Below are 22,173 nucleotides of genomic sequence, written 5' to 3' on the forward strand. Positions count from 1 at the left end.
GCGACAAATTTGTGATGAATGCGAGTATCGTTTGGAGGTGGGTTATTGACAGAGTTAGAAGAACAACGTCAAGCGTGGGAACGACTAGAGAATAATCATAAGCGCGTGCTGGCGTTACCGTGGGAAGAGTTCGACCATATTGACAGTGCCAAAATACCAAGAGCGCTTGATTTTATCCATGTTTTACACCGTGATGAATTTGAATATCCTTATCTGTCAGTCAAAACAGCCGAGGGTAAAATCAGGATTAAACGCCCTACTTTTCATGTTAATAATGGGCTGAATCATTTCTCAGTCTTTTATGGCAGAACAAAAGCCAATAAAGACGAAACAGAAACATCAATCTCAGAAGAATCAAACGTGCCAAGATATATTCATGCCATTATGGACTATCTCGCAGGAACAATCTCCATTTATAAAGAGTGTTTCTATCTCGTTAATGATGAAGAACTTAATCTCCTTTCGCAAATGAAGCTGTCAGAGCGTTATCGACTGTCAAATCGCAGTACCTTTGATGTGGGCGCAGTTGAAGAAATGTTGTTATTTATTCATGAACACCTACAGCTTGAACCAATCAAAGCTATTAAAACAGCAGTCATTGCTTGTAATGATTTTCAAATGGATTTACATACTAAAAATATCTTAGTTGACACCCTACCAAATGAAAAAGAGTGCTATTTTAAACGCTATGAGTGTAATTATAATGATGTAATGAAGATTGTATCCACTTATGGCAATTACTTAGATATGGTTATTGATGATAAAGACAGCTTACACAATGCGAGCTTGCAGCCAATTTATACCATGTTAGTCGCTTGTCGTGAGGGAACAAAAGCAAAATTCTTTGTCAGTAAGTCCGCAGAGCGTACAGGTAAAGGATTAAGGCACAAGGTTATTTCAGCCCCATTCATCACGAAAGACATCTTACTTGATAACTTGGGCGGAGGTGGTTTTGAAGCCTTAAATGCTTGGGCGCAGTTAGACGGTGGCGAGTTCTTACTAGCAACTGAACAGGGCGATATTACAGGTAAAGCCATGGAGCGCGCTTTGAAAGTGATTGCGACAGAGGATACCCACCAAGCACGACAAACAGGAGGTAACACTAATAACGTCAATCTCACAGGGGTTCTCTCTATTGATAGTAATGCAAAGATTTTACTTGATGAGGGAATGAACTCACGCGCAGTCAATATCGCTTTTCGGAATCGCCCGGCACAAGAAAGTGATAACGAACGTGAACAGATTTTTTCTGAATACTGGGAGGCGTTTACCATACAGACAGCAACTAGTACCAGTAGAACAGCAAAAATAAGCGCAGGGGTGGCAAGTTTAGTCCATAGCTTTCTATATTGGAAGTCCGAGAAATTCAAGTTTAATTTTAAGATTGTAGAAATGAACAACTTACTCGATAACAGTATGCTCGATGACGTTCAGGAGCGGATTCTTGAAATATACACAAAAGCAAACCCGATTATCTACTTTGAGCATTTCCCCGACCTTGTTCAACTACTATCAGAAACTTACATAGGAGCAGGGAAAAAGGACAAGCGCAACAAGGCACTTGAATTTATCGGCTTTAAACAAGTTAATAAGACAGTTTTAAAAAAAGACGGTTCAGGATATACAAGTAAGAAAGCATTTGTCGTAAGAAACTCTAAACGAGTTCAACAGATTGTAACATCATACCTAGAAAACAAAATGGAAGATAACCAAATGTAGGTAAAAACAGTATTATGAATACCGTTTATATACCGTTTTGAGATATCTATAAACCCCAGTAATAAAGGAAACAATACCAATAATACAGATAATACTAATATATATAGGGTAATTATTTATAAATAACTAGAGTTAGAAATAATAGCTATACCAATTGTTAACTGGAAATATTATATATATTAGGGGTAGGCAAAAATCGTATTATTTGTATTTTCGGTATTAAAACGAGCAAAACAAAGGGTTTATAGGCGGTATTAAATTAGTATTGTTTTTAGTAAGAATTGTATTATTTCGCTTGTTTTTGATGAATCAGAAAACATTATAATCAAAAACCAGAGAAAACAGATACCAAAACCAACTATACCAGTTGTAAAAAGGAATAAAAACATGAAAAAAGCACGCTGTCCAACAAAATTTATTCACTGACAGAACCTAACATAAAAATAGAAATTGGAGAAAATCAAATGAGCCAAAATACAAAAACAATCTTATCTAACCTTTTTACACTAACCAGTGAACTTTCAGAACCCACTTCAAAACTTATCCATATTGAGGGAGCAAATGAAACGCCAGCCACTCAAAAAGACTTAGCGAAAGGATTGCATGAAAATCTTATTGATCTTACTGAAGTTTTGGGCTTATCTGTGGACGAACTGACAGAAGCGCAGGAAGATGAGCCACAAGAAACAGTAAAGTCAATTATTGAGGATATTAAGGAATTAGCTTTTAATCCTGATGAATTAGTTGGGGCAGATACTGAGGTTTTAGCTGACTTACTTACTGATAATGTTGAGCGGTTGATTAAAGTATTGGGCTTGACTGGCCTAAGTATAATAACAAATGATAAACAAGAATCAGAAGAAAATACACTCAAAGCACAAATACAAGAACTCTACTCGCTCAACGATTCAATGTTTAAAGATGATATTAACGAAGTGCCACGGTTCACAGACGCTACAGAAATCACAGCGAAAGATTTAGCAGATATGAATATAAACGCTTTAGATAATATCGCAGAATTAATCGGATTTGAACTAGAAGAATAAATAAAAATGCCTAGTCGAATGACTGGGCTTTTAGAGCTTTAGCCAAGTTGGCCATTCATATAAGCTTTTAATATAATAATTGCTAAACCGATAATTAAGAGAAGTGTACTAACTAGTAGCCACCCTTTATTTCGAGATTCATAGCGTCTAAACAAAAGACCATACCTAACCCGAGTATTGAGCATGAAAATTATTATACTTATAACAAATAGTACACATCCCACTAAAATAACTGGGTCACCGTTTAATATCTCTTTCACTCTATTTAATACCTTCTCTTTTTACTTTTGTAATAGTATAGCATATTGTTGTCTAAAAGAACTTACATTTTAGAAAGGTACGATATTGTCGATTCTGTCTCCCCTAAAAAAGAAAGTGTTAGGGAGATTTTGGGGAGGTAAACTGGTAAGGTTTTGGGGAGGTCATTCAATATGATAAGGTACGATATCTTACAAATCTTACACCCTAAAAAGGGTACGAATTGATGGAAAATGTTGGATATTATTTTATATAGATTGGGTACGAAAACCTGACAAAACTTGACATTTATTTTTAGTAGAAGGATAAAATTATGAGCAAAGCATTAATCACAGACGAGGAATACAGGCGGTTTGAAGATATTATCTTTAAAGTCTGGCGTATCTATGAGTTCGGAGAGAACGAGTTCACACAAACCGAGATGGAGCATATAAACAAAGTCTTTGGGCAACTCAATACGGAACATCATAGAGAGCATAAGATTATTGTCCGTCATCATCTTAAGCGTGTTTATTATACAACTATGGCGCGTGAACAAGGAGTGTCAGAGGGCTATATCAGAAAGTTGGTCAAGAACGGTGCTTACTATTTTTTACAGATCTATAATCACCAAAAATCTTAAAAAATAAATTCTAAACTTTTTATAACGACTTACTTATTTTCAGTTGTTCTAAAAAGTGTTTAACATCATTTTCATAATTGTTTTTCTGATTAATTGACTGTAATAACTCAATATCATGAGTATGGTTTATTCCTGTCTCTATCAGTTCTTTGTAGAGTTCAAAGTAAGGGAGGCTTTTTTGTTGAGCTAGCTCAATCTCGCACAAAGTATCATAAGTTACTTTTTTAAAATTTACATCCAATTTGCCAGAGTCATCTACTTCTAAAATAGCATATTGTGCTCTATTATCTGCTCTAAACTTATTCCAAAGCGAAAAAGGTTGTCCTACTGTTCCGGGATTGATAATTATTCTGTCATTGGTATCATATCTCATCATTTGGTGGTGAACATGTCCATAAATAGCTACATCAGTATCTTTATCAAATAGATGATCAAAGTTTATTTGTTCCGAACTAGGAATCAGTGCTCCTCCCCAATTTTTTTCAATTTGATTATGCGTTAAAGAAAAGTTCACTCCATTTATGGTATTTTTTACTCTTGTAGGCATATTTCTAAGAAACTCAATATCATCTTTTGATAAAGTTTCGCACAAATATTGACTTAATCGAGCCAAATAAATATCAGTTGCATCATCAATGTTAGAAACGTCTAATACTTCTAAAAAGCAGTCATCCCAATTACCCTTTATTTTTACAGTTATTGGGAGTTGATAGAGTAATTCAAGCAAATCCTTACTACCTGGACCAGGTAATAATATATCTCCCAACAACCAATACTCATGAACCCCTTGTTTTTCTGCATCAGAAATTACTGCTTTCAATGCATTAAAGTTCCCATGAATGTCTGATAATATAGCAATTTTCCTATTCATTTTATTCTCCTTTGAGTATATTATACAACTTCTAAATAGATTAATTAATTAATTAATTAATTAATTAATTATCTATTTACTTAATCTATTATCTACAGCATAACGACATATTAGTTCATTTTTTAGTATCAAGACTTTTCTTATTATTCAGAGTATGATATACTTTTTTAAAAAATAAGAAAGAAGATCATCAATTATATGAGCAAAGAAAAAATGAATAGAATAAAATTAGTTTTGCCAACACCAGATTTTAAAGAAAAGATAATGAATTACAAAAAAGAGTTTATAAAAAATGGGGATAGCTTAGATGGGACTGCAGATTTGGCAAATACTGAAAACTTAGAAGAATGGTACAGTGCACTTTATGATAATTCTAAAGAAGAAACTGTAAGAGAGGGTAGGGTTCCCGCAACAACTTATATGGCCCTTTCCACAACCGATAATCATTTGATAGGTATGATTGATATTAGGCATCGTTTAAATGATTATTTATTAAATTTTGGTGGACATATTGGATATAGCATTAGAAAATCAGAAAGAAGGCAAGGATATGCTACTGAAATGCTGTCATTAGCATTAAAAGAGTGTGAAAAATTAAATATTAACAAAGTTTTAGTCACTTGTGATAAAAATAATATCGGTTCTACAAAGACTATACAAAAAAATAACGGGAAACTAGAAAATGAAGTCTCAGAAGGAGACAGTATTACTCAAAGATATTGGATAAAATTAGTTTAAAACTCAGACCATTTAGGGTGGGTTAGTATGAATCTTACGTTTAGGAAAAGACATCTCTAACCAGAGGTATTTTTTGTTAATTTGATAAAATACAAGATTTATTGATACAATATAAAACATTATAAATAGAAGTGAGGAAATTATGGAAATAACTTTGAGAAAAGTTACTGATAAAAATTATCAAGCTATTTCAGATTTAAGTGTAGATCAATCGCAAAACCTTTGGGTAGCTCCAAATAGCAAAACTCTATTACAAGCTGCCTATGAACCTGAGCTTAATGTTATGGCAATTTATCAAGAAGAAAATCCAGTAGGATTACTCTTATATGACTATGATACGGATATGGGTGGTTGGACTCTAAGTCGTTTTATGATAGATAAGCACCACCAGCACAAAGGAATCGGGAGGATAGCATTAAATAAATTCTTGATTTTCTTTCATAATGAATATCCCATAGAAAAATTATACACGAGCGCAGAGACTGACAACTTGCCCGCTCAAACTTTATATGAGCAATTTGGTTTTGAAAAGAAAGAGGAATTTTCTTACATAAACGACGGCATCAATTTCTGTGAAGTTAAAATGGTCAAGGAACATTTTTAAAATAAAAAAGCTAACCTAGTTTATAGTTTAGATAAGGAATTAATACAATTAACGAGGTAGAGTTTAATATCAGATTATATCTTACAGGAATAATGAAGGCATGGACTGATAGGATAGACAGCACAGACCAAATCACACCGCAACGCTTTATATTAAATGCCATGACAGGGTTGTTTAATTCATTGAGCTCGGATGAGATAGAGATGATCAGGCTTAGATACTTGAAACGCTTGACACTATCAGAAGTCGCAAGTCGTTATCTGTTAAACGAACGTACTGTTAGAAATCATACCAACCCAACCGTTAAGCAAGTGAAAGAGATTATAAAAAAAGCCACAGAACAAGCACAGCACGCGCGTGAGGTTGATTGAATATAAATTATTATTGAACAATAAAAAAGCTCACAGTGATTAAACTGTGAGCTTATGTGATTGATTTATATCATTAATCTATAATGTCTTTTGACGCTCTCAAACTATTAGATTGTTTTTGAAACCCTCCCCCATACTTATACTAGGGAAAGCACACACATAGGTATTGTCTTGCGTGAAAACCCAATTTTGAAAATTTTTATATAGGGGGGGATAACATGAATAATAGCTCAATAGAGCCTTTTATCTTGCAAAAATCACAGTTTTTCTTCCCTTTCTTCCTTTTTTTAGAGTAGTTTAGAAAAGTTAACTGCTAATTATTGAATACTTTTAACAAATGGTTAGGGAAGTAATATAAGTATTGATTCATAATTTTGGTTTTCTTAGTATTATTAGTATATAATTTAGTTAGAAAGTTAAAATAATTATTCAAAAAATATTTATAGAGGAAATAAAGTGTTAAAAAAAGTTATCCATCATCCGGAGACTATTGGCTTAGTAATTATGGCTACAATGGTTTTTTTTATGTCAAATTATAATATGCTCTGGCGATTTGGTATTTATAACTATAGTGTAAAAAAGGAATTATTCATATTTCCTGTTATTTTTGTTGCAGTTTATATTGTAAAAAAAATATTTTCAGTCCCAGTTGTTAGATTACTTCATAATAAATCTCAGTGGTTATCTAATATTTCTAAAGACATCAGTTTCCCACTTCTTGTCATCATTTTCAATAGCACAATAATAATGGCTATTTCAACTTATTTAACACATAACTACATTGAAAATCACTTTTTCATAAGTTACTTAATAAATTGGTCTCGCTCAGCTATTGTAGCTATCCCTTTATTCTTTTTTGTGGTTCAACCCTTGATACATCGTTTATTTAATTGGCTAAAATCACATCATAAGTTTCAATAAAATTTTTACTTAAAAAATTGCATCGATAACGGTGTTTTTTTATAACAAATTTAAATATTAGGAGAAGTAACACTTAACAAAAATTAAAAGCCGTATATCGTGGATATACAGCCCCTTGCCTGACAAAAAATTATTCTTTTTTTATCGCTTTTTACTACGTTCGTGTTTTTTTACGTCTTTTACTCCGTTTAAAAAGTTGTATAATATGGTGTTTTGGGTTGCGTTTTTAGTGGATGATTGCATAAAGTGGGCTTTTTAGCCTCTATTTGCGCCTGCTGGGCTTATATGATAAAGTAGAACTATGTTAAAAAAAATTGAAAAAGCTTATTTACTTTTAGAAGAAAATGTGGAAATGTTGAGATGTCCAATTTGTCATGGTAAATTTCAATTGGCAGCCTATGCCTTAAAATGTGAAAATAATCATACTTATAATTTAAACAAGAAAGGTTATGTTAATTTTTTACAAACAAAAGCTGACACAGAGCATTATACGCGTAAAATGTTTGAACCACGTAGACGCCTAATTCAAGCAGGGATGTATCAAAATTTACTGACAGAAATTCAAAAATCATTTGTCAGTGGAAATTTACTTGATGTTGGAACAGGTGAAGGTTCATTTTTAGAACTCCTAGAGGGTGCGGGGGCGAAGTTTGCTTTTGATATTGCTAAAGATGGAATTGAAATGGCAACCGAATTAGATACGAAAAGTTTTCTGTCCTTAGCTGATTTAACTAATCTCCCTTTTGCTGACGAAAGTCTGTCAGTAATTTTGAATATTTTTACGCCTTCAAATTATGCAGAATTTCATCGAGTTCTGACAGAAAATGGCCGGGTTATTAAAATTATTCCTGACAGAAATTATTTACGTGAGTTGCGAGAAGTTTATCAACTTCCAGTTGATTATGATAATCAAGCAGTTATTGAGCGTTTTAAAGAAGAATTTCCTAAGAATACTCAACAAACAATTGATTATACTTTTGAAATTCCAGAAAATTTGCGTCAAGATTTCTTATTGATGAGTCCATTAGAATGGTCAGTTTCTGAGGAAAGAAAAAAATTTGCAAAGGAAAATCCGCCAAAAACAGCGAGAATTCATGTGCAAATTTTAATTGGAATAAAATAAAAAACTGTCTATTAGGCAGTTTTTATTTCATCATAAATTTAATCGCTTTAGCAATTCCTTTTTTCACGGAAATATAAAGAGCAAGCGAGAGAACAATAGAAACTGGAATAGCAATCCAGCTTGCCAATAAACTCACCAAAATGTAAGTAGTAAAAACAAGAAAAATTGAGAAAACAGCAATATTCGTGAAGAAGCTTAATTCTTCAATTCTTTTGTTGACTTGTCTTTGCTCAAAATTTTTACTTTCGTTATAATCGACATATTCTTGCTTCTCATAAAAATCTTTTAAATTCTTTAATTCCATAATTTTCTAGCACTTTCCTATATTATGTAATCAATTATAGTATAAAAAGCAAAGGTTTACGTTACTCGAAATTTAAATGCATTACTATTTAGTTTCGTTTGGGTTAAAATAAAATTAACCTATACTTTTTTATGAATAAATATCATTTTGAGTAGTAAATTTTAGTAAGAGGATGAATTAGAAAAAACGTGTAAGAGAACAATATGATATAATTATCACTATGATTACTATTACTTCTACGGCAGAAAGCCTAGAGCAAGCTAAAGCATTGCTCGAAGCTGGAGTCGACCGTTTATACATTGGTGAAAAAAATTATGGTTTACGCGTACCAACTGCCTTAACCAACGAAGAGATTCAAAAAATTACAGAACTTGCACATGATGCAGGAAAGACAGTGACTGTCGCGGTCAATGCTCTGATGCATACAGAGATGATGACAAAAATAAAAGATTTTTTAGATTTCTTAGTTGAAATTAAAGCTGACCGAATTGCAGTAGGTGATGCGGGTGTGATTTTTGTTTTGCAACGTGATAAATATGAGTTACCATTTACTTATGATGCCTCAACCATGGTTGCTTCTGCCCGCCAAGTTAATTTTTGGGCCAAACAAGGGGCAATTGAAGCTGTTCTTGCACGTGAATTGCCAAAAGAAGAACTTGCTGATATGACCGATGAACTAGTTGTACCAGGCGAAATTTTAGTTTATGGTGCAACAGTGATTCATCATAGCAAACGTCCATTGGTGCAAAACTATTATAATTTCATCAAGACTGAGGAAAAAGGCAAAGACAGAGAAAGAAATCTTTTTGTCTCTGAACCTAAGAAAGTTGATACACATTATTCAATCTTTGAAGATAATCACGGGACGCATATTTTTGCTAATGATGATTTAGATATGATGACAGAACTTTCAGATTTAGTAGCAATGGGTTATGACCATTGGAAATTGGATGGAATTTTTACTCGTGGTGAAGATTTTGTAGCGATAAGCAAACTTTTTGTAGAAGCTAAAAAGCTGATTGAAGCAGGCGAATTTACAGAACTTAAGGCTTTCCAACTAGATGAAGAAATCCGAAAAATACATCCAGCAGGACGGACACTATCACACGGTTTCTATGATTTGGACAAAGATGCCATTAAATAAAAAAAGAAAAGAAGTTGTTCATTTACTGACAGCTTTTTTTGATGAAAAACTATTGTCAAAGGTTCGTAAATCATTTATAATTAATTTTAAATAAAATTCATAAAAATTTAAATTAACTCTCTAGGAGAGAAAATAATGATTAAATTTCAAAAATATTTTTTTCCGTTGCTGATACTGATTGTCTGGCTCATTATTTTGTTCTTTGACCCAGGAACAAGAGAAAAAATAATTTTGACGCTCATATTGATTATTGGGGTACTTATTCTTTTCGTTATAAATGATATGAGAAAATCAGGAAAATAAAGTTGAAATAGAGGATTTACTGACAGAAATGTAAAAAGCTTTATCAATAATTCTGTCAGTAAAGATGAGAGATAAGCAGCATAATGTCAAAGAACTTTGTCACATTTGAAGGTTTAAATTTGGCAAGAAATCCTGTAAAATAAAGAAACAAAGAAGTTTTGGCTCGCAAATTTACTGACAATAAATTTGACTAAGATTTTTTCTTTTTGGAGCCTTTTCAAAATACTTACAATCTTGAAAATTGGAGAATTGAAACATGTCAATTACAAAAACACGTCCAGAGGTGCTTGCACCAGCAGGAACACTCGAAAAACTAAAAGTCGCTATTGATTATGGCGCAGACGCAGTATATATTGGTGGACAGGCCTATGGCTTACGTTCACGCGCAGGTAATTTTACTTTTGAAGAAATGGCTGAAGGGGTCGCTTATGCAAGTGCCCACAACGCTAAAGTTTATGTAGCAGCCAATATGGTGACACATGAAGGGAATGAAAAAGGGGCGGGCGAATGGTTCCGTACATTACGTGATTTAGGAATTTCAGCGGTTATCGTTTCTGACCCTGCTTTGATTGCCATCTGCGCTGCTGAAGCACCAGGTTTGGCCATTCACTTGTCAACACAAGCGTCTGCTACTAACTATGAAACCTTAGAATTCTGGAAAAATTTAGGACTTGAACGCGTTGTTTTAGCGCGTGAAGTTTCTGTAGAAGAGTTAAGAGAAATTCGTCAACATACTGATGTTGAAATTGAAGCTTTTGTTCACGGAGCCATGTGTATTTCGTACTCAGGACGTTGTGTCTTGTCAAATTATATGAGTATGCGTGATGCTAACCGCGGTGGATGTTCACAATCTTGCCGTTGGAAATATGATTTATATGATATGCCATTTGCTGGCGAGAGAAAATCGATTACTGGTGAAGTCACTGAAGAATTTTCAATGTCAGCCGTTGATATGTCAATGATTGAACATATTCCTGATATGATTGAAAATGGAGTTAATTCCCTCAAAATCGAAGGAAGAATGAAATCAATTCACTATGTTTCAACAGTTTCTAACGTTTATAAAGCAGCTATTGATGCCTATTTGGAATCACCAGAACGTTTTGAAGAAATAAAACCAGCCTTAGTTGATGAATTATGGAAAGTAGCTCAACGTGAATTAGACACTGGCTTTTATTATGGAACACCTGATGAAAATAAACAACTCTTTGGGGCTCGTCGTAAAATTCCTGAGTACAAATTCGTCGGAGAAGTCGTTGACTTTGATGCTGAAACAATGGTAGCTACGATTCGTCAAAGAAATGTTATCACAGAAGGTGACCAAATTGAATTTTACGGTCCAGGATTCCGCCACGTGGAAACAATGGTCAAAAATCTTCGTTTGGCAGAAACAGCTGAACATATTGACCGTGCACCAAACCCAATGACCCTTTTACATATTGATGTTCCTTTTGCGGTTAAAGCAGGGGATATGATTCGTAAAAACGGCTCAGGTTTGATTAATCTTTATGATAAAAAAACAGGTCTTGCTAAAACAGTACGAGCTTAATAAAAATAAAAAGAGAATTTTTGCTGAAATTCTCTTTTATGTCATTTTAGGACTGATAATTTCAGAATTGTCAAACTTCTATTTTTTATAAAATTAAGGCAAAGTGCTATAATCAAAGAAAGAAGATAAAGAAAACAAGGCTTGACTTTATTCTCTTTAAGTAGTCTTTAAAATTCATTTTATACAAAGGAGTCCCAATGATAAAAGCAATTGCCTTAGAAAATGTTTGGTTAAATTTTTCAGATGAAACAAAAGCGGCTTTCAAGAAAAATAAAGCTTACCAGTTTCAATTTAAAAAAGAAGAAGAGCTGACAGAATCAGATTTTCTGGAAACAGAAGTATTAGTTGGTCTGCCAAAGCCTGATTTATTAGCAAAATATAAAAATTTAAAATGGCTCCAACTTTTATCAGCTGGAACCAATGGTTATACTCAAGGAGCAAATTTTCCTCAAGAGGTAGTTTTGACAAATGCAACAGGAACTTATGGACTTACGATTTCTGAGCATTTACTAACAATGGCTTTCGTTCTTCTAAGAAAATTTGACCTTTATCAAAAACAACAAGAAAAAGAAATCTGGGAAAATATTGGTCAGATTCAATCTATTTATGGCTCAACAGTATTGGTTCATGGTTTAGGTGATATTGGAAGTCACTTTGCACAAAAGATTCAAGCTTTGGGAGGTCATGTCATTGCAGTCAAACGAACTGTTTATGGTGATGAAGAATTTGCTGATGAAGTCTATGCCGAAACTGACCTAGACAAAGTTTTACCGAGAGCTGATATTATTGCTTCAAGTGTCCCTGGGACCCATGAAACTTATAAATTATTTAATCAAGAAAAATTTGATTTAATGAAAGAAAATGCTATTTTCCTAAATGTTGGTCGGGGAACAAATGTCGATTTAGAAGCCTTGTGTGATGCTCTTGAGTCTAAAAAAATTGCTGGGGCAGGAATTGACGTGACCGACCCAGAACCATTGCCTAAAGGTCACCGGGCTTGGCATACAGAAAGACTATTAATCACTCCTCATGCTTCTGGCGGTTATACTCTTCCTGAAACATGGCGTCGCTTTATGAAAATATTGGAAAAAAATCTTGATGCCTATGCAAATGGTAAGGAATTGACAAATATTGTTGATATGAAAACAGGATATAAACGAAATGCTCACAAATAATATTTCAAAATCAAAATTAAGTGGAAAAAATATCGGTATTTATTTTGGAACTTTTGCTCCTCTACATACGGGGCATCAGCAACAAATCTATAAATGTGCGAGTTTGAATGACGGGGTCTTGCTTGTCATTTCCGGTTATGATAATGACCGTGGTGCTCAAATTGGCTTACCTCTTGAGAAACGATTTCGTTATTTGCGTGAAGCTTTTAATGATGAAGAAAATATTAAAGTTTCGATGCTTAATGAAAATGATTTACCAGAAATGCCTAATGGTTGGGACGAATGGGCAAATCGTTTATTTGAATTGATTCATCATAATACATTGGAGAGAGATTTATCAGTCACTTTTTATGTCGGCGAATTAGAATACGCAGCAGAATTGAAGAAACGATTTCCAGCTGACGGGAATCAATATGCTGTTGAAATTGCTGACAGACATGATATTTCACTATCAGCCACACAAATTAGAGAAAATCCGCAAGAACACTGGACTCACATTAATCGCGTCTTTAGAAGACATTTTTCGAAAATTGTAACCGTCATGGGTTCAGCTTCAACAGGTAAATCAACCCTTGTTCGCCGTTTGGCACGTTCCATTAATGCTCCGTTTTCAGAAGAATACGCTAGAGAATATGAAGAAGCTTTTAATATTGATGATGATGAGTTGAAAATGGATGACTATGCTCGAATGATTACAGGTCAATATGATGCAAATTCTCGCGAAGTCAATTCGCCTGCTAACCAAGGAATTGTCTTTTTAGATACTGATGCCATTGTGACCAGAGTGTACGCTAAATTATACTTACCTAGAGAAGATTTCGAGCAGCTTGAACCTCTATTCAAGAAAACAATTGCCGATGAACGAATGGATTTAATTTTAGTCATTCCACCAATTACAGAATATATTGATGACGGCTTTCGTCATATGGAATGGGAAGAATCACGTCATGAATTCCATGAAGAATTGATGCGTCAATTAGCTGAGTTTGGTTTAATGGATAAAGTTGTTATTTTAGATGACGAAGGAGACCATAGAGACCAAGAAGGTTATTTAACACGTTATCATCATGCAATTGATGCTGTTCACGAATATACTGGTGTAAAAATTGACCGATTGAGCTATTAATTTTACTGACAGCTTTATTTAGAAAATAAAAAGTTACTGACAGATTTGTCAGTAACTTTTTTATTCTTTATAAGAGCTTTTCAATCTTAATTAATTCTTCGTCAGTAAATTTCAAATGTTCTAAAGCTGCCACATTTTCAATGATTTGTTGCGGACGGCTTGCGCCAATTAAAGCAGAAGTGATGCCTTGAACCTTGTCATCTCTTTCTCGTAAAACCCAGGCCAAGGCCATTTGAGCTAAAGATTGTCCACGACTTTGAGCCAAATCATTAAGCGCTTGGACTTGTTCCAATCTTTCTTTCGTAAGACTGTCATCATGCAAAGTTGCATAATGAGGATCACGCATTCGCGAATCTTCAGGAATACCATGTAAATATTTTTCGGTTAAGAGCCCTTGGTACAAAGGTTTAAAGGCGATTGTTCCTATCCCCGCCTCCGTCAAAGTTTCTTGCAAATCATCTTCAATCCATCGATCTAGCATTGAATAACGAGGTTGATGAATCAAGAGTTTAAAGCCTAACTTTTCAGCCGCTAAGACCGCAGCTTCGGTTTCTTTGGCGGAATAATTGGACAAACCTACATAAAGTGCTTTTCCGCTATCCAGAGCGCTCTTTAAAGCCCCCATTGTTTCTTCAATCGGTGTATTTGGGTCAGGACGATGTGAATAAAAAATATCAACATAGTCAAGTCCCAAGCGTTCCAAAGATTGATCAAGACTAGCCAGCAAACTTTTTTTGCTGCCCCAGTTTCCATAGGGTCCAGGCCACATTGGATAACCAGCTTTAGTTGAGATAATTAACTCATCACGCAGTTTTTGGAAATCTTCTTTCAAAATACGACCAAAATTACGTTCTGCTGAACCGGGTTCTGGCCCATAATTATTGGCCAAATCAAAATGAGTAATTCCTAAATCAAATGCCGTATGAATCATGTCCCTCGCATTTTCAAAATCATCTACCGAACCACAATTATGCCAGAGTCCTAATGAAAGGGCAGGCAATAATAAACCAGAATTTCCAGCTGGGCGATAAATCATGTGGTCATAACGAGTGGGATTGGGAATATAAGTCATTACTTTCTCCTTAAAAATAGAAATAAAAACGATTTCAGGGAATTATAGCAAATGTAAGCGTCAAATGTTATAATTTTAGGATAGAAAACATTTTTTGATAACAACAAGTGAATCAATGGAGTAAAAATATGTCCAATTTAACCAATGCTGAATCCTATACTTGGCAAATTATTCAAGAAAACTATGAGAAAATTCCACAATTATCAATTTCAGAATTGGCAGAATTGGCTCATGTTTCTCTCTCAACTGTCAATCGAACAGTAAGAAAAAAAGGTTTTGAAGGTTATGGTGAATTTAGATATTCAATTCGTGAGAAAAAGCTTCCTGAAATCAATGGTTTTTCCAAAGAAGTCTTGGGGGCTATTGCTAAAAATCAAGAAGAACTTTTGAAAACAATAGAAAATATCTCTGCTGAAGAAATTGAAAAAGCTGTGGAGTTGATTCAAGAATCAGAGGAAATCTTAATTTTTTCACGAGGCTTATCAACAAACGTTGCTGACGAACTGATGAAAAAGTTGCAACTTTTCCGTAAGCCCGTCAGTTTGCATGATGATTCAAAATACATGGCTTACTATGCCCGTTTCGTTAATGAAAAAAGCCTAATCATCGTTTTATCACTTTCAGGAGAAACAGTAGAAATTTTAAATGCTCTAAATATTGCCAAAGGACAAAATCCCAAAATATTATCCTTAACTGTTAATGCTAATACCAGTCTGACCAATCTTTCGGATATAAGTTTGATTGGTTACAAGAGTAGTCTTGAGGTGAATTATTTTGATTTAGATGTTCATAGTAGACTCTCATTATCCATTTTATCAAGAGTTCTAATTGATGCTTACTCCATTTATACTTTAAAACAATAATGCTTCGATATCAAGTCATATCGAGCTTTTTTTTTATAAAAAGAGCAAAATAGAAAGGGTTTCCAAAAGATAAGCTGAAATTGGAAACCCTTTCTTAAATCAAAGTGTTATACTCTAAATGTGAGCGATTTCAAAATGAAATTGAAGACTGTTTCGCTTTTAAAAACTTATCCAAAATAAAAGTTTTCCCAACCAAGGATTACTCGTTTCAAAAGGCAAAACAGTAGCTTTGTAGATTTACTTATGAATTAAGTAGATTTAGTATAAAGGAGGATTCCCATGAAAGAGGGAAAAATGAAACAACGTTTATCGTACGCTTTTGGTGCATTAGGACATGATGTTTACTATTATTCAATTAGTACATTCTTCATCGCCTTTGTAACGGCACAAATGTTTGCTGGAACACCACATGAGGATGCGATGATTGCTTTAGTCACTAGTTTAGTCGTTATTATTCGTTTAATCGAAATTATTTTTGACCCAATCATTGGTTCAATTATTGATAATACCCACACAAGATGGGGAAAATTTAAACCTTGGTTGGTTGTTGGTGGGATTATGTCATCTTTGATGATTATGCTCATGTTTTCAGACTTCTTCGGACTAGCAAAAAGTGATAATCGTACATTATTTGCCATTGTCTTCATCATTGCCTTTATTATTCTTGACGCCTTTTATTCATTCAAAGACATTGCCTTCTGGTCAATGATTCCAGCGCTATCAGAAAAAAATTCTGAACGTGAAACACTTGGAACTTTCGCCCGTTTTGGCTCAGCAATTGGTGCGCAAGGGGCAACTATTTTAGCGATTCCAATCACAATTTTCTTTACTAAAGGTGGACATGCTCAAGGAGCAAGAGGATTCTTTGCTTTTGGTGTTATTGCCGCTTTGGTCCAAGGAATTTCGGCTTTGGTGACCGCTTGGGGAACTAAAGAACAAAAATCAGTTATTCGTCAAGAAGGAACCAAAACAAATACATTGGATGTATTTAAAGCGCTCCTAAAAAATGACCAATTAATGTGGTTGTCACTTTCATATATTTTATTTGCCATTGCTTATGTGGCAACAACAGCAACTTTAATTTTGAACTTTACTTTTGTTATTGGAAATGCTAGTCTTTATTCAATTACAGGAATTGTCGGATTCATTGGTTCAATCATTCTCGTTCCAATGTTTCCGATTTTAGCTAAAAAATTTGGGCGACGCAAAGTTTTGACTGGAGCAATCATTTCAATGCTTCTTGGTTATCTCTTGTTCGTTTTAGGAAGTTCAGTAGCAATGACTGTTGCTGGATTAATCTTCTTAACTGCCCCCTATCAACTTGTTTTCTTGTCAGTATTAATGACAATTACTGACTCGGTAGAATATGGTCAATGGAAAAATGGAGTACGTAATGAAGCCGTAACGCTTGCCATGCGTCCATTGCTTGATAAAATTGCCGGCGCTTTCTCAAATGGTATCTATGGATTTGTGGCAATTTCAGCCGGAATGACAGGTTCAAAATATATCGCTGGTCACACTTACGGTGTGGCAACATTTAAACTCTACTCATTTGTAGTTCCAGCCATTTTGATGATTATCGCTTTAGCAGTTTATTTATTCAAAGTTAAATTGACTGAAAAACGTCACGAAGAAATTGTTGCAGAACTCGAAGAACGTTTAAAATAGGTAAATAATTTACTGACAGCTTTTGTAAGATAGAAAATAAAAAGATGAAATTTGTTTAAACTGTCATCAGTAAATCTGTCAGTAGAATTTTTAAAATTTGATTAAAGGTCATTATAGTTAGGAAATATCATGGAAATTAAAATAAGAGATTTTGGCTTAGGAAGTGACTTAATTAGTCTAACCAATAAAGCAGGTGTCACAATTTCTTTTACAAATCTGGGCGCTCGGATTGTTGACTGGCAAAAAGATGGAAAGCATCTGATTCTAGGCTTTGATTCAGCTAAAGAATATTTAGAAAAAGATGCCTATCCTGGTGCAACAGTTGGACCTACAGCAGGAAGAATTAAGGATGGTTTGGTCAAAATTTCTGGAAAAGATTATATCTTAAATCAAAATGAAGGCCCTCAAACCTTACATGGTGGGGAAGAAAGTATTCATACTAAACTTTGGACATATGAAGTTACCGATTTAGGAGCTGAAGTTCAAGTCAAATTTTCCTTAGTTACTAATGACGGAACAAATGGTTATCCTGGTAAAATAGAAATGTCAGTAACTCATTCTTTTGATGATGACAATAAGTGGAAAATTCATTATGAGGCCATTTCTGATAAAGACACTGTGTTTAATCCAACTGGGCATGTCTATTTTAATTTGAATGGTGATGCTAGTGAATCTGTTGAAAATCATGGACTTCGACTGGCCGCTTCAAGATTTGTTCCTTTAAAAGACCAAACAGAAATTGTTCGTGGTGATATCGTTGATATAAAAAATACAGACTTGGATTTCCGTCAGGAAAAACAATTATCAAATGCCTTCAATTCTAATATGGAACAAGTTCAATTAGTTAAAGGAATTGACCATCCTTTCTTGTTAGACCAGTTAGGACTTGATAAAGAACAAGCTCGTTTAACGCTTGATGATACTTCAATTTCAGTCTTTACCGACCAACCAAGTATTGTGATATTTACAGCAAATTTTGGTGATTTAGGAACTCTTTATCATGAGAAAAAGCAAGTGCACCATGGTGGAATTACTTTTGAATGTCAAGTATCACCTGGGTCTGAGCAAATTCCAGAGCTTGGAGATATCAGCCTAAAAGCGGGAGAAAAATATCAAGCAACCACAATTTACAGCTTGCATACAAAATAAAGAAATAAATTTAGAGGAGAGAAGAAATGTCTATAGTTGTAGAAAATAGTACCGTATTATCAGCATTAACAGAAAAATTTGCAGAAGTTTTTGGAGATACAAAAGAAGTTGAATACTTTTTTAGCCCAGGACGAATTAATTTGATTGGTGAACATACCGATTACAATGGGGGATATGTTTTCCCAGCATCAATCACAATTGGAACAACAGGACTAGCTCGTCTGAGAGAAGATAAAAAAGTCAAACTTTACTCAGAAAATTTTCCTAAATTAGGCGTCATTGAATTTGATTTAGATGAAGTTGAAAAGAAAGATGGTGAGCTTTGGTCTAATTATGTTAAAGGAATGATTGTCATGCTTAAAGGAGCAGGATATGAAATTGACAAAGGTTTTGAATTGTTGATAAAAGGAGAAATTCCTACAGCATCTGGCCTTTCATCATCAGCATCACTTGAGCTTTTAGTCGGCGTTGTTTTGGATGATTTATTTAACTTAAATGTTCCACGTCTTGAATTGGTTCAATTAGGACAAAAAACAGAAAATGATTATATTGGTGTTAATTCTGGAATTTTAGACCAATTCGCTATTGGTTTTGGTGAAGTCAAAAAAGCAATCCTATTGGACTGTAACACTCTAAAATATGAGATGGTTCCTGTTGAACTTCGTGATTATGATATTGTTATCATGAATACTAACAAACCGCGGGCTTTGACAGAATCAAAATACAACGAACGTTTTGCTGAAACACGTGAAGCGCTCAAAAGAATGCAAACGAGATTGGACATTCAATCACTTGGAGAATTATCAAATGAAGAATTTGATGCCAATACTGATTTGATTGGGGATGAAACATTAATTAAACGTGCACGTCATGCCGTTTATGAAAATAATCGAACTAAAATTGCTCAAAAAGCATTTGTTGCAGGTAATTTGACAAAATTTGGAGAACTTCTTAATGCTTCACATGCTTCTTTGAAAGATGATTATGAAGTCACAGGACTTGAACTTGATACCTTAGCAGAAACTGCTCAAAAACAAGCCGGTGTCTTGGGGGCCAGAATGACTGGAGCCGGATTTGGCGGTTGTGCAATCGCTCTTGTTGCTCATGACAATGTTTCAGTCTTTGAAAAAGCCGTCGGCCAAGTTTACGAAGAAGTTGTCGGTTATCCAGCAAGCTTTTACGTCGCTCAAATTGGTGCTGGTTCAACAAAGTTGGATGTTGAATAAATCAAATAATATTTAAAAAATTTTATGAGTGATTTAAGTGAGTTAACATTAAATTAGTGATAGCAAATTCAAGCACTCAAAAGTAAGTGCTTGAATTTTGTATTCATTTCCAAAACTCACTAATCAAGACAAAGCAAGAACTTTACTTACAGAAGTAAATTAGAAAGTATTTTATGCCAATTTATCAATCAATTCAAGATTTTATTAGTCTTGCTTTACAAAATGGAACGATTGAGCCACTTGATGAGCTCTATCACAGAAATCAACTTCTTCATTTTCTTGGTCTAAATGATTGGGCAGAAGTCGATAAAGAAGTTCACGAGAAAGATTCCTTGATTTTAATGGACCAACTTTTAGCGATTGCAAATGAAAATAATGTGATTGAAAAAGGACAAGATGAATTTTATGAAGCCGCTCTGATGAATTTTATTACACCACGCCCAAGTAAAATCAATCATGATTTCTGGGAAAAATATAAGACTTCTCCAGATGCAGCAACTCAATATTTTTATGAACTGGCACAGCAAGTGAACCAAGTAAAAACTCGAGATATTGCACGTAATATTGCCTTTAGTCATTTGACAAAATATGGAAAACTTGAAATAACGATTAATCTCTCAAAACCAGAAAAAGACCCCAAAGCCATTGCGGCAGCTAAATTAGTAAAGGCTTCCTCTTATCCAGCCTGTCAACTTTGTTTGGAAAACGAAGGATTTTATGGCATAGGAAATAAACCTGCTCGTTCTAATCATCGAATCATTCAAGTTTCAATTAACGGCGAAGACTGGGGCTTCCAATATTCTCCTTATGCCTATTTTAATGAACACTCGATTTTACTAAATGCTAAACATCAACCAATGGAAATTAATAAACGTGCTTTTGATAATTTATTGGGATTTCTAGATCAATTTCCTGATTATATGATTGGTTCTAATGCAGATTTACCAATTGTTGGAGGGTCAATTTTGACTCATGACCATTATCAAGCTGGACGCTATGAATTTCCGATGGCAAAAGCTGAACTTCGAGAAGAAATTAAACTTCAACAATTTCCAGAAGTTTCTTGCGGAATTGTGAATTGGCCAATGTCTGTTCTAAGATTATCAAGTAAAAACCAAGTAGAACTTTCAAAAGCTGCAGATGAACTTTTAAGAAAATGGCAAGTTTATAGTGATGAAAGTCTTCAAATCAAAGCTAAAAGTGCTGACGGAAAGCTTCATCATACAATTACTCCGATTGCTCGAATTCGAGAGGGGAAATATGAATTAGATTTAGTTTTACGAGATAATAATACAAGTGAAATTTATCCAGATGGAATTTTTCATCCACATCCAGCCCTACACCATATTAAAAAAGAAAATATTGGATTGATTGAAGTGATGGGACTTGCAATTTTACCAGCCAGGTTAAAGACAGAACTTTTGGAAGTTGAAAAATATCTCTTGAATCAAGAAAATGAAATATCAGAAATTCACAGACCATGGGCTGAAGAATTGAAAGAAACAGAATATTTTTCAAAAGAAACAGTTCATGAAACAGTTCAGGAAGCAGTTGGAGAAGTATTTGAACAGGTGTTAAAAGATGCCGGAGTGTTCAAAGATAATGAAGTAGGACAAAAAGGTTTTTATGAATTTATAAATTTCGTAAATAATTAATTTTCATAAATCAAGAGAGTTTTAAAAAGGAGTTGATAAAATGCCTAAATTAGAAAGCTACAAACGAGTTCACACAGAAGAACTCTACTTTCCTAACGATCAAAAATTATGGAAAGAGCAACAAGAAGCTTTAGTTTTACTGGAAAAGTTTAATCAAACTTCAGTGACTCAGCCAGAGCAACAAATGGAACTTCTAAAAAAAATGTTTTCAGAAATTGGGGAAAATTGTTTTATTCAACCCCCTTTTTATGCTAATTTTGGCGGAAAAAATGTTCATTTTGGGACAGGGATTTACGCTAATTTTAATCTAACATTGGTTGACGATACAGATATTTTTGTAGGAAATCATGTCATGTTTGGACCAAATGTTACGATTGACACGGCGACACATCCTGTCTCGCCTGACTTACGTAAACGAGGGGCTCAATATAATAAAAAAGTTTATATTGAAGAAAATGTTTGGCTAGGTGCTGGTGTAATTGTTTTACCTGGTGTTAGAATTGGGAAAAATAGTGTGATTGGCGCAGGGAGTGTTGTAACTAAAGATATTCCAGATAATGTGGTTGCTTTTGGAACTCCTTGTATGGTTAAAAGAAAAATCAATGATTCTGACTTTAAAACTTATGATCATGGAAAAAAGATTGATTTAGATGAGTTCATCTGAAA

22 protein-coding genes are annotated in these 22,173 nt (G+C 34.1%); 19 read left to right on the forward strand and 3 right to left on the reverse strand.

Annotation, left to right across the window (positions count from 1 at the left end; all coding sequences use genetic code 11):
• The first annotated feature begins 45 nt into the window (after positions 1-45).
• From HFD15_RS09050 to HFD15_RS09060, 3 genes are all read left to right on the forward strand, one after another.
• The gene (locus HFD15_RS09050; RefSeq protein WP_238785345.1) at positions 46-1,719 is read left to right on the forward strand and encodes a hypothetical protein; all 1,674 of its coding nucleotides are present in this window, start codon (positions 46-48) and stop codon (positions 1,717-1,719) included.
• 464 nt (positions 1,720-2,183) lie between these two features.
• Entirely contained in the window at positions 2,184-2,765 is a 582-nt protein-coding gene (locus HFD15_RS09055) for a hypothetical protein (protein WP_167593402.1), read from the forward strand.
• Positions 2,766-3,336: 571 nt separating this feature from the next.
• Positions 3,337-3,645, forward strand: a complete 309-nt coding sequence (locus HFD15_RS09060; RefSeq protein ID WP_058207912.1) for a hypothetical protein — start codon at positions 3,337-3,339, stop codon at positions 3,643-3,645.
• A gap of 19 nt (positions 3,646-3,664) precedes the next feature.
• Here the strand turns inward: HFD15_RS09060 and HFD15_RS09065 are convergent, their stop codons facing one another.
• Complete coding sequence (locus HFD15_RS09065; protein ID WP_058207911.1) at positions 3,665-4,516, reverse strand: metallophosphoesterase; 852 nt, start codon at positions 4,514-4,516, stop codon at positions 3,665-3,667.
• A gap of 198 nt (positions 4,517-4,714) precedes the next feature.
• Between HFD15_RS09065 and HFD15_RS09070 the strand changes: the two genes are divergently transcribed.
• The 5 genes from HFD15_RS09070 (at position 4,715) to HFD15_RS09090 (ending at position 8,273) form a co-directional block, all read left to right on the forward strand.
• Positions 4,715-5,254: a GNAT family N-acetyltransferase gene (locus HFD15_RS09070; RefSeq protein WP_201012107.1), complete on the forward strand. Its 540-nt coding sequence runs from the start codon at positions 4,715-4,717 to the stop codon at positions 5,252-5,254.
• A gap of 142 nt (positions 5,255-5,396) precedes the next feature.
• Positions 5,397-5,858 (forward strand): N-acetyltransferase, encoded by a 462-nt coding sequence (locus tag HFD15_RS09075; RefSeq protein WP_058207910.1) that lies wholly within the window; start codon positions 5,397-5,399, stop codon positions 5,856-5,858.
• A 47-nt stretch (positions 5,859-5,905) separates the two neighbouring features.
• Entirely contained in the window at positions 5,906-6,229 is a 324-nt protein-coding gene (locus HFD15_RS09080; protein ID WP_058207909.1) for a sigma factor-like helix-turn-helix DNA-binding protein, read from the forward strand.
• Between the two features lie 456 nt (positions 6,230-6,685).
• Positions 6,686-7,150: a hypothetical protein gene (locus HFD15_RS09085; RefSeq protein ID WP_058207908.1), complete on the forward strand. Its 465-nt coding sequence runs from the start codon at positions 6,686-6,688 to the stop codon at positions 7,148-7,150.
• Between the two features lie 301 nt (positions 7,151-7,451).
• Positions 7,452-8,273 carry a putative RNA methyltransferase gene (locus tag HFD15_RS09090; protein WP_012898508.1) on the forward strand — a complete coding sequence of 274 codons (822 nt, stop codon included), beginning with the start codon at positions 7,452-7,454 and terminating at the stop codon, positions 8,271-8,273.
• Between the two features lie 22 nt (positions 8,274-8,295).
• Here HFD15_RS09090 and HFD15_RS09095 read toward each other — a convergent pair whose 3' ends face one another.
• Positions 8,296-8,577: a DUF3270 domain-containing protein gene (locus tag HFD15_RS09095; RefSeq protein WP_004254660.1), complete on the reverse strand. Its 282-nt coding sequence runs from the start codon at positions 8,575-8,577 to the stop codon at positions 8,296-8,298.
• A gap of 220 nt (positions 8,578-8,797) precedes the next feature.
• Between HFD15_RS09095 and HFD15_RS09100 the strand changes: the two genes are divergently transcribed.
• The 5 genes from HFD15_RS09100 to HFD15_RS09120 all read left to right on the forward strand — a co-directional run bounded on the left by HFD15_RS09100 (position 8,798) and on the right by HFD15_RS09120 (position 13,874).
• Positions 8,798-9,721, forward strand: a complete 924-nt coding sequence (locus HFD15_RS09100; RefSeq protein WP_025016916.1) for a peptidase U32 family protein — start codon at positions 8,798-8,800, stop codon at positions 9,719-9,721.
• 135 nt (positions 9,722-9,856) lie between these two features.
• Positions 9,857-10,024 (forward strand): hypothetical protein, encoded by a 168-nt coding sequence (locus tag HFD15_RS09105; protein WP_004254670.1) that lies wholly within the window; start codon positions 9,857-9,859, stop codon positions 10,022-10,024.
• A gap of 256 nt (positions 10,025-10,280) precedes the next feature.
• Entirely contained in the window at positions 10,281-11,573 is a 1,293-nt protein-coding gene (locus HFD15_RS09110) for a U32 family peptidase (RefSeq protein WP_023188646.1), read from the forward strand.
• A 197-nt stretch (positions 11,574-11,770) separates the two neighbouring features.
• Positions 11,771-12,748: a D-2-hydroxyacid dehydrogenase gene (locus HFD15_RS09115; protein ID WP_010906252.1), complete on the forward strand. Its 978-nt coding sequence runs from the start codon at positions 11,771-11,773 to the stop codon at positions 12,746-12,748.
• Positions 12,735-13,874 (forward strand): nicotinamide-nucleotide adenylyltransferase, encoded by a 1,140-nt coding sequence (locus tag HFD15_RS09120; protein WP_058207907.1) that lies wholly within the window; start codon positions 12,735-12,737, stop codon positions 13,872-13,874. Before HFD15_RS09115 ends, HFD15_RS09120 begins: the two co-directional genes overlap by 14 nt.
• 67 nt (positions 13,875-13,941) lie before the next feature.
• Here HFD15_RS09120 and mgrA read toward each other — a convergent pair whose 3' ends face one another.
• The gene (mgrA, locus tag HFD15_RS09125) at positions 13,942-14,946 is read right to left on the reverse strand and encodes an L-glyceraldehyde 3-phosphate reductase (protein ID WP_058207906.1); all 1,005 of its coding nucleotides are present in this window, start codon (positions 14,944-14,946) and stop codon (positions 13,942-13,944) included.
• Between the two features lie 128 nt (positions 14,947-15,074).
• On the opposite strand from mgrA, the gene HFD15_RS09130 reads away from it, so the two are divergent.
• The 6 genes from HFD15_RS09130 to HFD15_RS09155 all read left to right on the forward strand — a co-directional run bounded on the left by HFD15_RS09130 (position 15,075) and on the right by HFD15_RS09155 (position 22,171).
• Positions 15,075-15,809, forward strand: coding sequence for a MurR/RpiR family transcriptional regulator (locus HFD15_RS09130; protein WP_004254700.1), 735 nt, complete (start codon positions 15,075-15,077; stop codon positions 15,807-15,809).
• A gap of 279 nt (positions 15,810-16,088) precedes the next feature.
• Complete coding sequence (locus HFD15_RS09135) at positions 16,089-17,477, forward strand: glycoside-pentoside-hexuronide (GPH):cation symporter (protein ID WP_004254704.1); 1,389 nt, start codon at positions 16,089-16,091, stop codon at positions 17,475-17,477.
• Between the two features lie 129 nt (positions 17,478-17,606).
• Entirely contained in the window at positions 17,607-18,626 is a 1,020-nt protein-coding gene (gene galM, locus HFD15_RS09140; protein WP_023188648.1) for a galactose-1-epimerase, read from the forward strand.
• 26 nt (positions 18,627-18,652) lie between these two features.
• On the forward strand, positions 18,653-19,852 hold the full coding sequence (locus HFD15_RS09145; protein WP_167593401.1) for a galactokinase: 1,200 nt from the start codon (positions 18,653-18,655) through the stop codon (positions 19,850-19,852).
• 173 nt (positions 19,853-20,025) lie between these two features.
• Entirely contained in the window at positions 20,026-21,507 is a 1,482-nt protein-coding gene (locus tag HFD15_RS09150; protein WP_167593400.1) for a UDP-glucose--hexose-1-phosphate uridylyltransferase, read from the forward strand.
• A gap of 40 nt (positions 21,508-21,547) precedes the next feature.
• Positions 21,548-22,171 (forward strand): sugar O-acetyltransferase, encoded by a 624-nt coding sequence (locus tag HFD15_RS09155; protein WP_023188650.1) that lies wholly within the window; start codon positions 21,548-21,550, stop codon positions 22,169-22,171.
• The last annotated feature ends 2 nt before the right edge of the window (positions 22,172-22,173 follow it).

Origin of the sequence: Lactococcus sp. EKM203L, from assembly GCF_011800585.1 — a bacterium.
GTDB lineage: Bacteria > Bacillota > Bacilli > Lactobacillales > Streptococcaceae > Lactococcus > Lactococcus lactis.

Coding starts and splice junctions, on each gene's coding strand:
- HFD15_RS09105 (WP_004254670.1), top strand. CDS start 9,857: ATGATTAAATTTCAAAAATATTTTTTTCCGTTGCTGATACTGATTGTC.
- HFD15_RS09100 (WP_025016916.1), top strand. CDS start 8,798: ATGATTACTATTACTTCTACGGCAGAAAGCCTAGAGCAAGCTAAAGCA.
- HFD15_RS09055 (WP_167593402.1), top strand. CDS start 2,184: ATGAGCCAAAATACAAAAACAATCTTATCTAACCTTTTTACACTAACC.
- HFD15_RS09150 (WP_167593400.1), top strand. CDS start 20,026: ATGCCAATTTATCAATCAATTCAAGATTTTATTAGTCTTGCTTTACAA.
- HFD15_RS09115 (WP_010906252.1), top strand. CDS start 11,771: ATGATAAAAGCAATTGCCTTAGAAAATGTTTGGTTAAATTTTTCAGAT.
- galM (WP_023188648.1), top strand. CDS start 17,607: ATGGAAATTAAAATAAGAGATTTTGGCTTAGGAAGTGACTTAATTAGT.
- HFD15_RS09110 (WP_023188646.1), top strand. CDS start 10,281: ATGTCAATTACAAAAACACGTCCAGAGGTGCTTGCACCAGCAGGAACA.
- HFD15_RS09090 (WP_012898508.1), top strand. CDS start 7,452: ATGTTAAAAAAAATTGAAAAAGCTTATTTACTTTTAGAAGAAAATGTG.
- mgrA (WP_058207906.1), bottom strand. CDS start 14,946: ATGACTTATATTCCCAATCCCACTCGTTATGACCACATGATTTATCGC.
- HFD15_RS09155 (WP_023188650.1), top strand. CDS start 21,548: ATGCCTAAATTAGAAAGCTACAAACGAGTTCACACAGAAGAACTCTAC.
- HFD15_RS09145 (WP_167593401.1), top strand. CDS start 18,653: ATGTCTATAGTTGTAGAAAATAGTACCGTATTATCAGCATTAACAGAA.
- HFD15_RS09070 (WP_201012107.1), top strand. CDS start 4,715: ATGAGCAAAGAAAAAATGAATAGAATAAAATTAGTTTTGCCAACACCA.
- HFD15_RS09095 (WP_004254660.1), bottom strand. CDS start 8,577: ATGGAATTAAAGAATTTAAAAGATTTTTATGAGAAGCAAGAATATGTC.
- HFD15_RS09120 (WP_058207907.1), top strand. CDS start 12,735: ATGCTCACAAATAATATTTCAAAATCAAAATTAAGTGGAAAAAATATC.
- HFD15_RS09065 (WP_058207911.1), bottom strand. CDS start 4,516: ATGAATAGGAAAATTGCTATATTATCAGACATTCATGGGAACTTTAAT.
- HFD15_RS09135 (WP_004254704.1), top strand. CDS start 16,089: ATGAAAGAGGGAAAAATGAAACAACGTTTATCGTACGCTTTTGGTGCA.
- HFD15_RS09060 (WP_058207912.1), top strand. CDS start 3,337: ATGAGCAAAGCATTAATCACAGACGAGGAATACAGGCGGTTTGAAGAT.
- HFD15_RS09075 (WP_058207910.1), top strand. CDS start 5,397: ATGGAAATAACTTTGAGAAAAGTTACTGATAAAAATTATCAAGCTATT.
- HFD15_RS09130 (WP_004254700.1), top strand. CDS start 15,075: ATGTCCAATTTAACCAATGCTGAATCCTATACTTGGCAAATTATTCAA.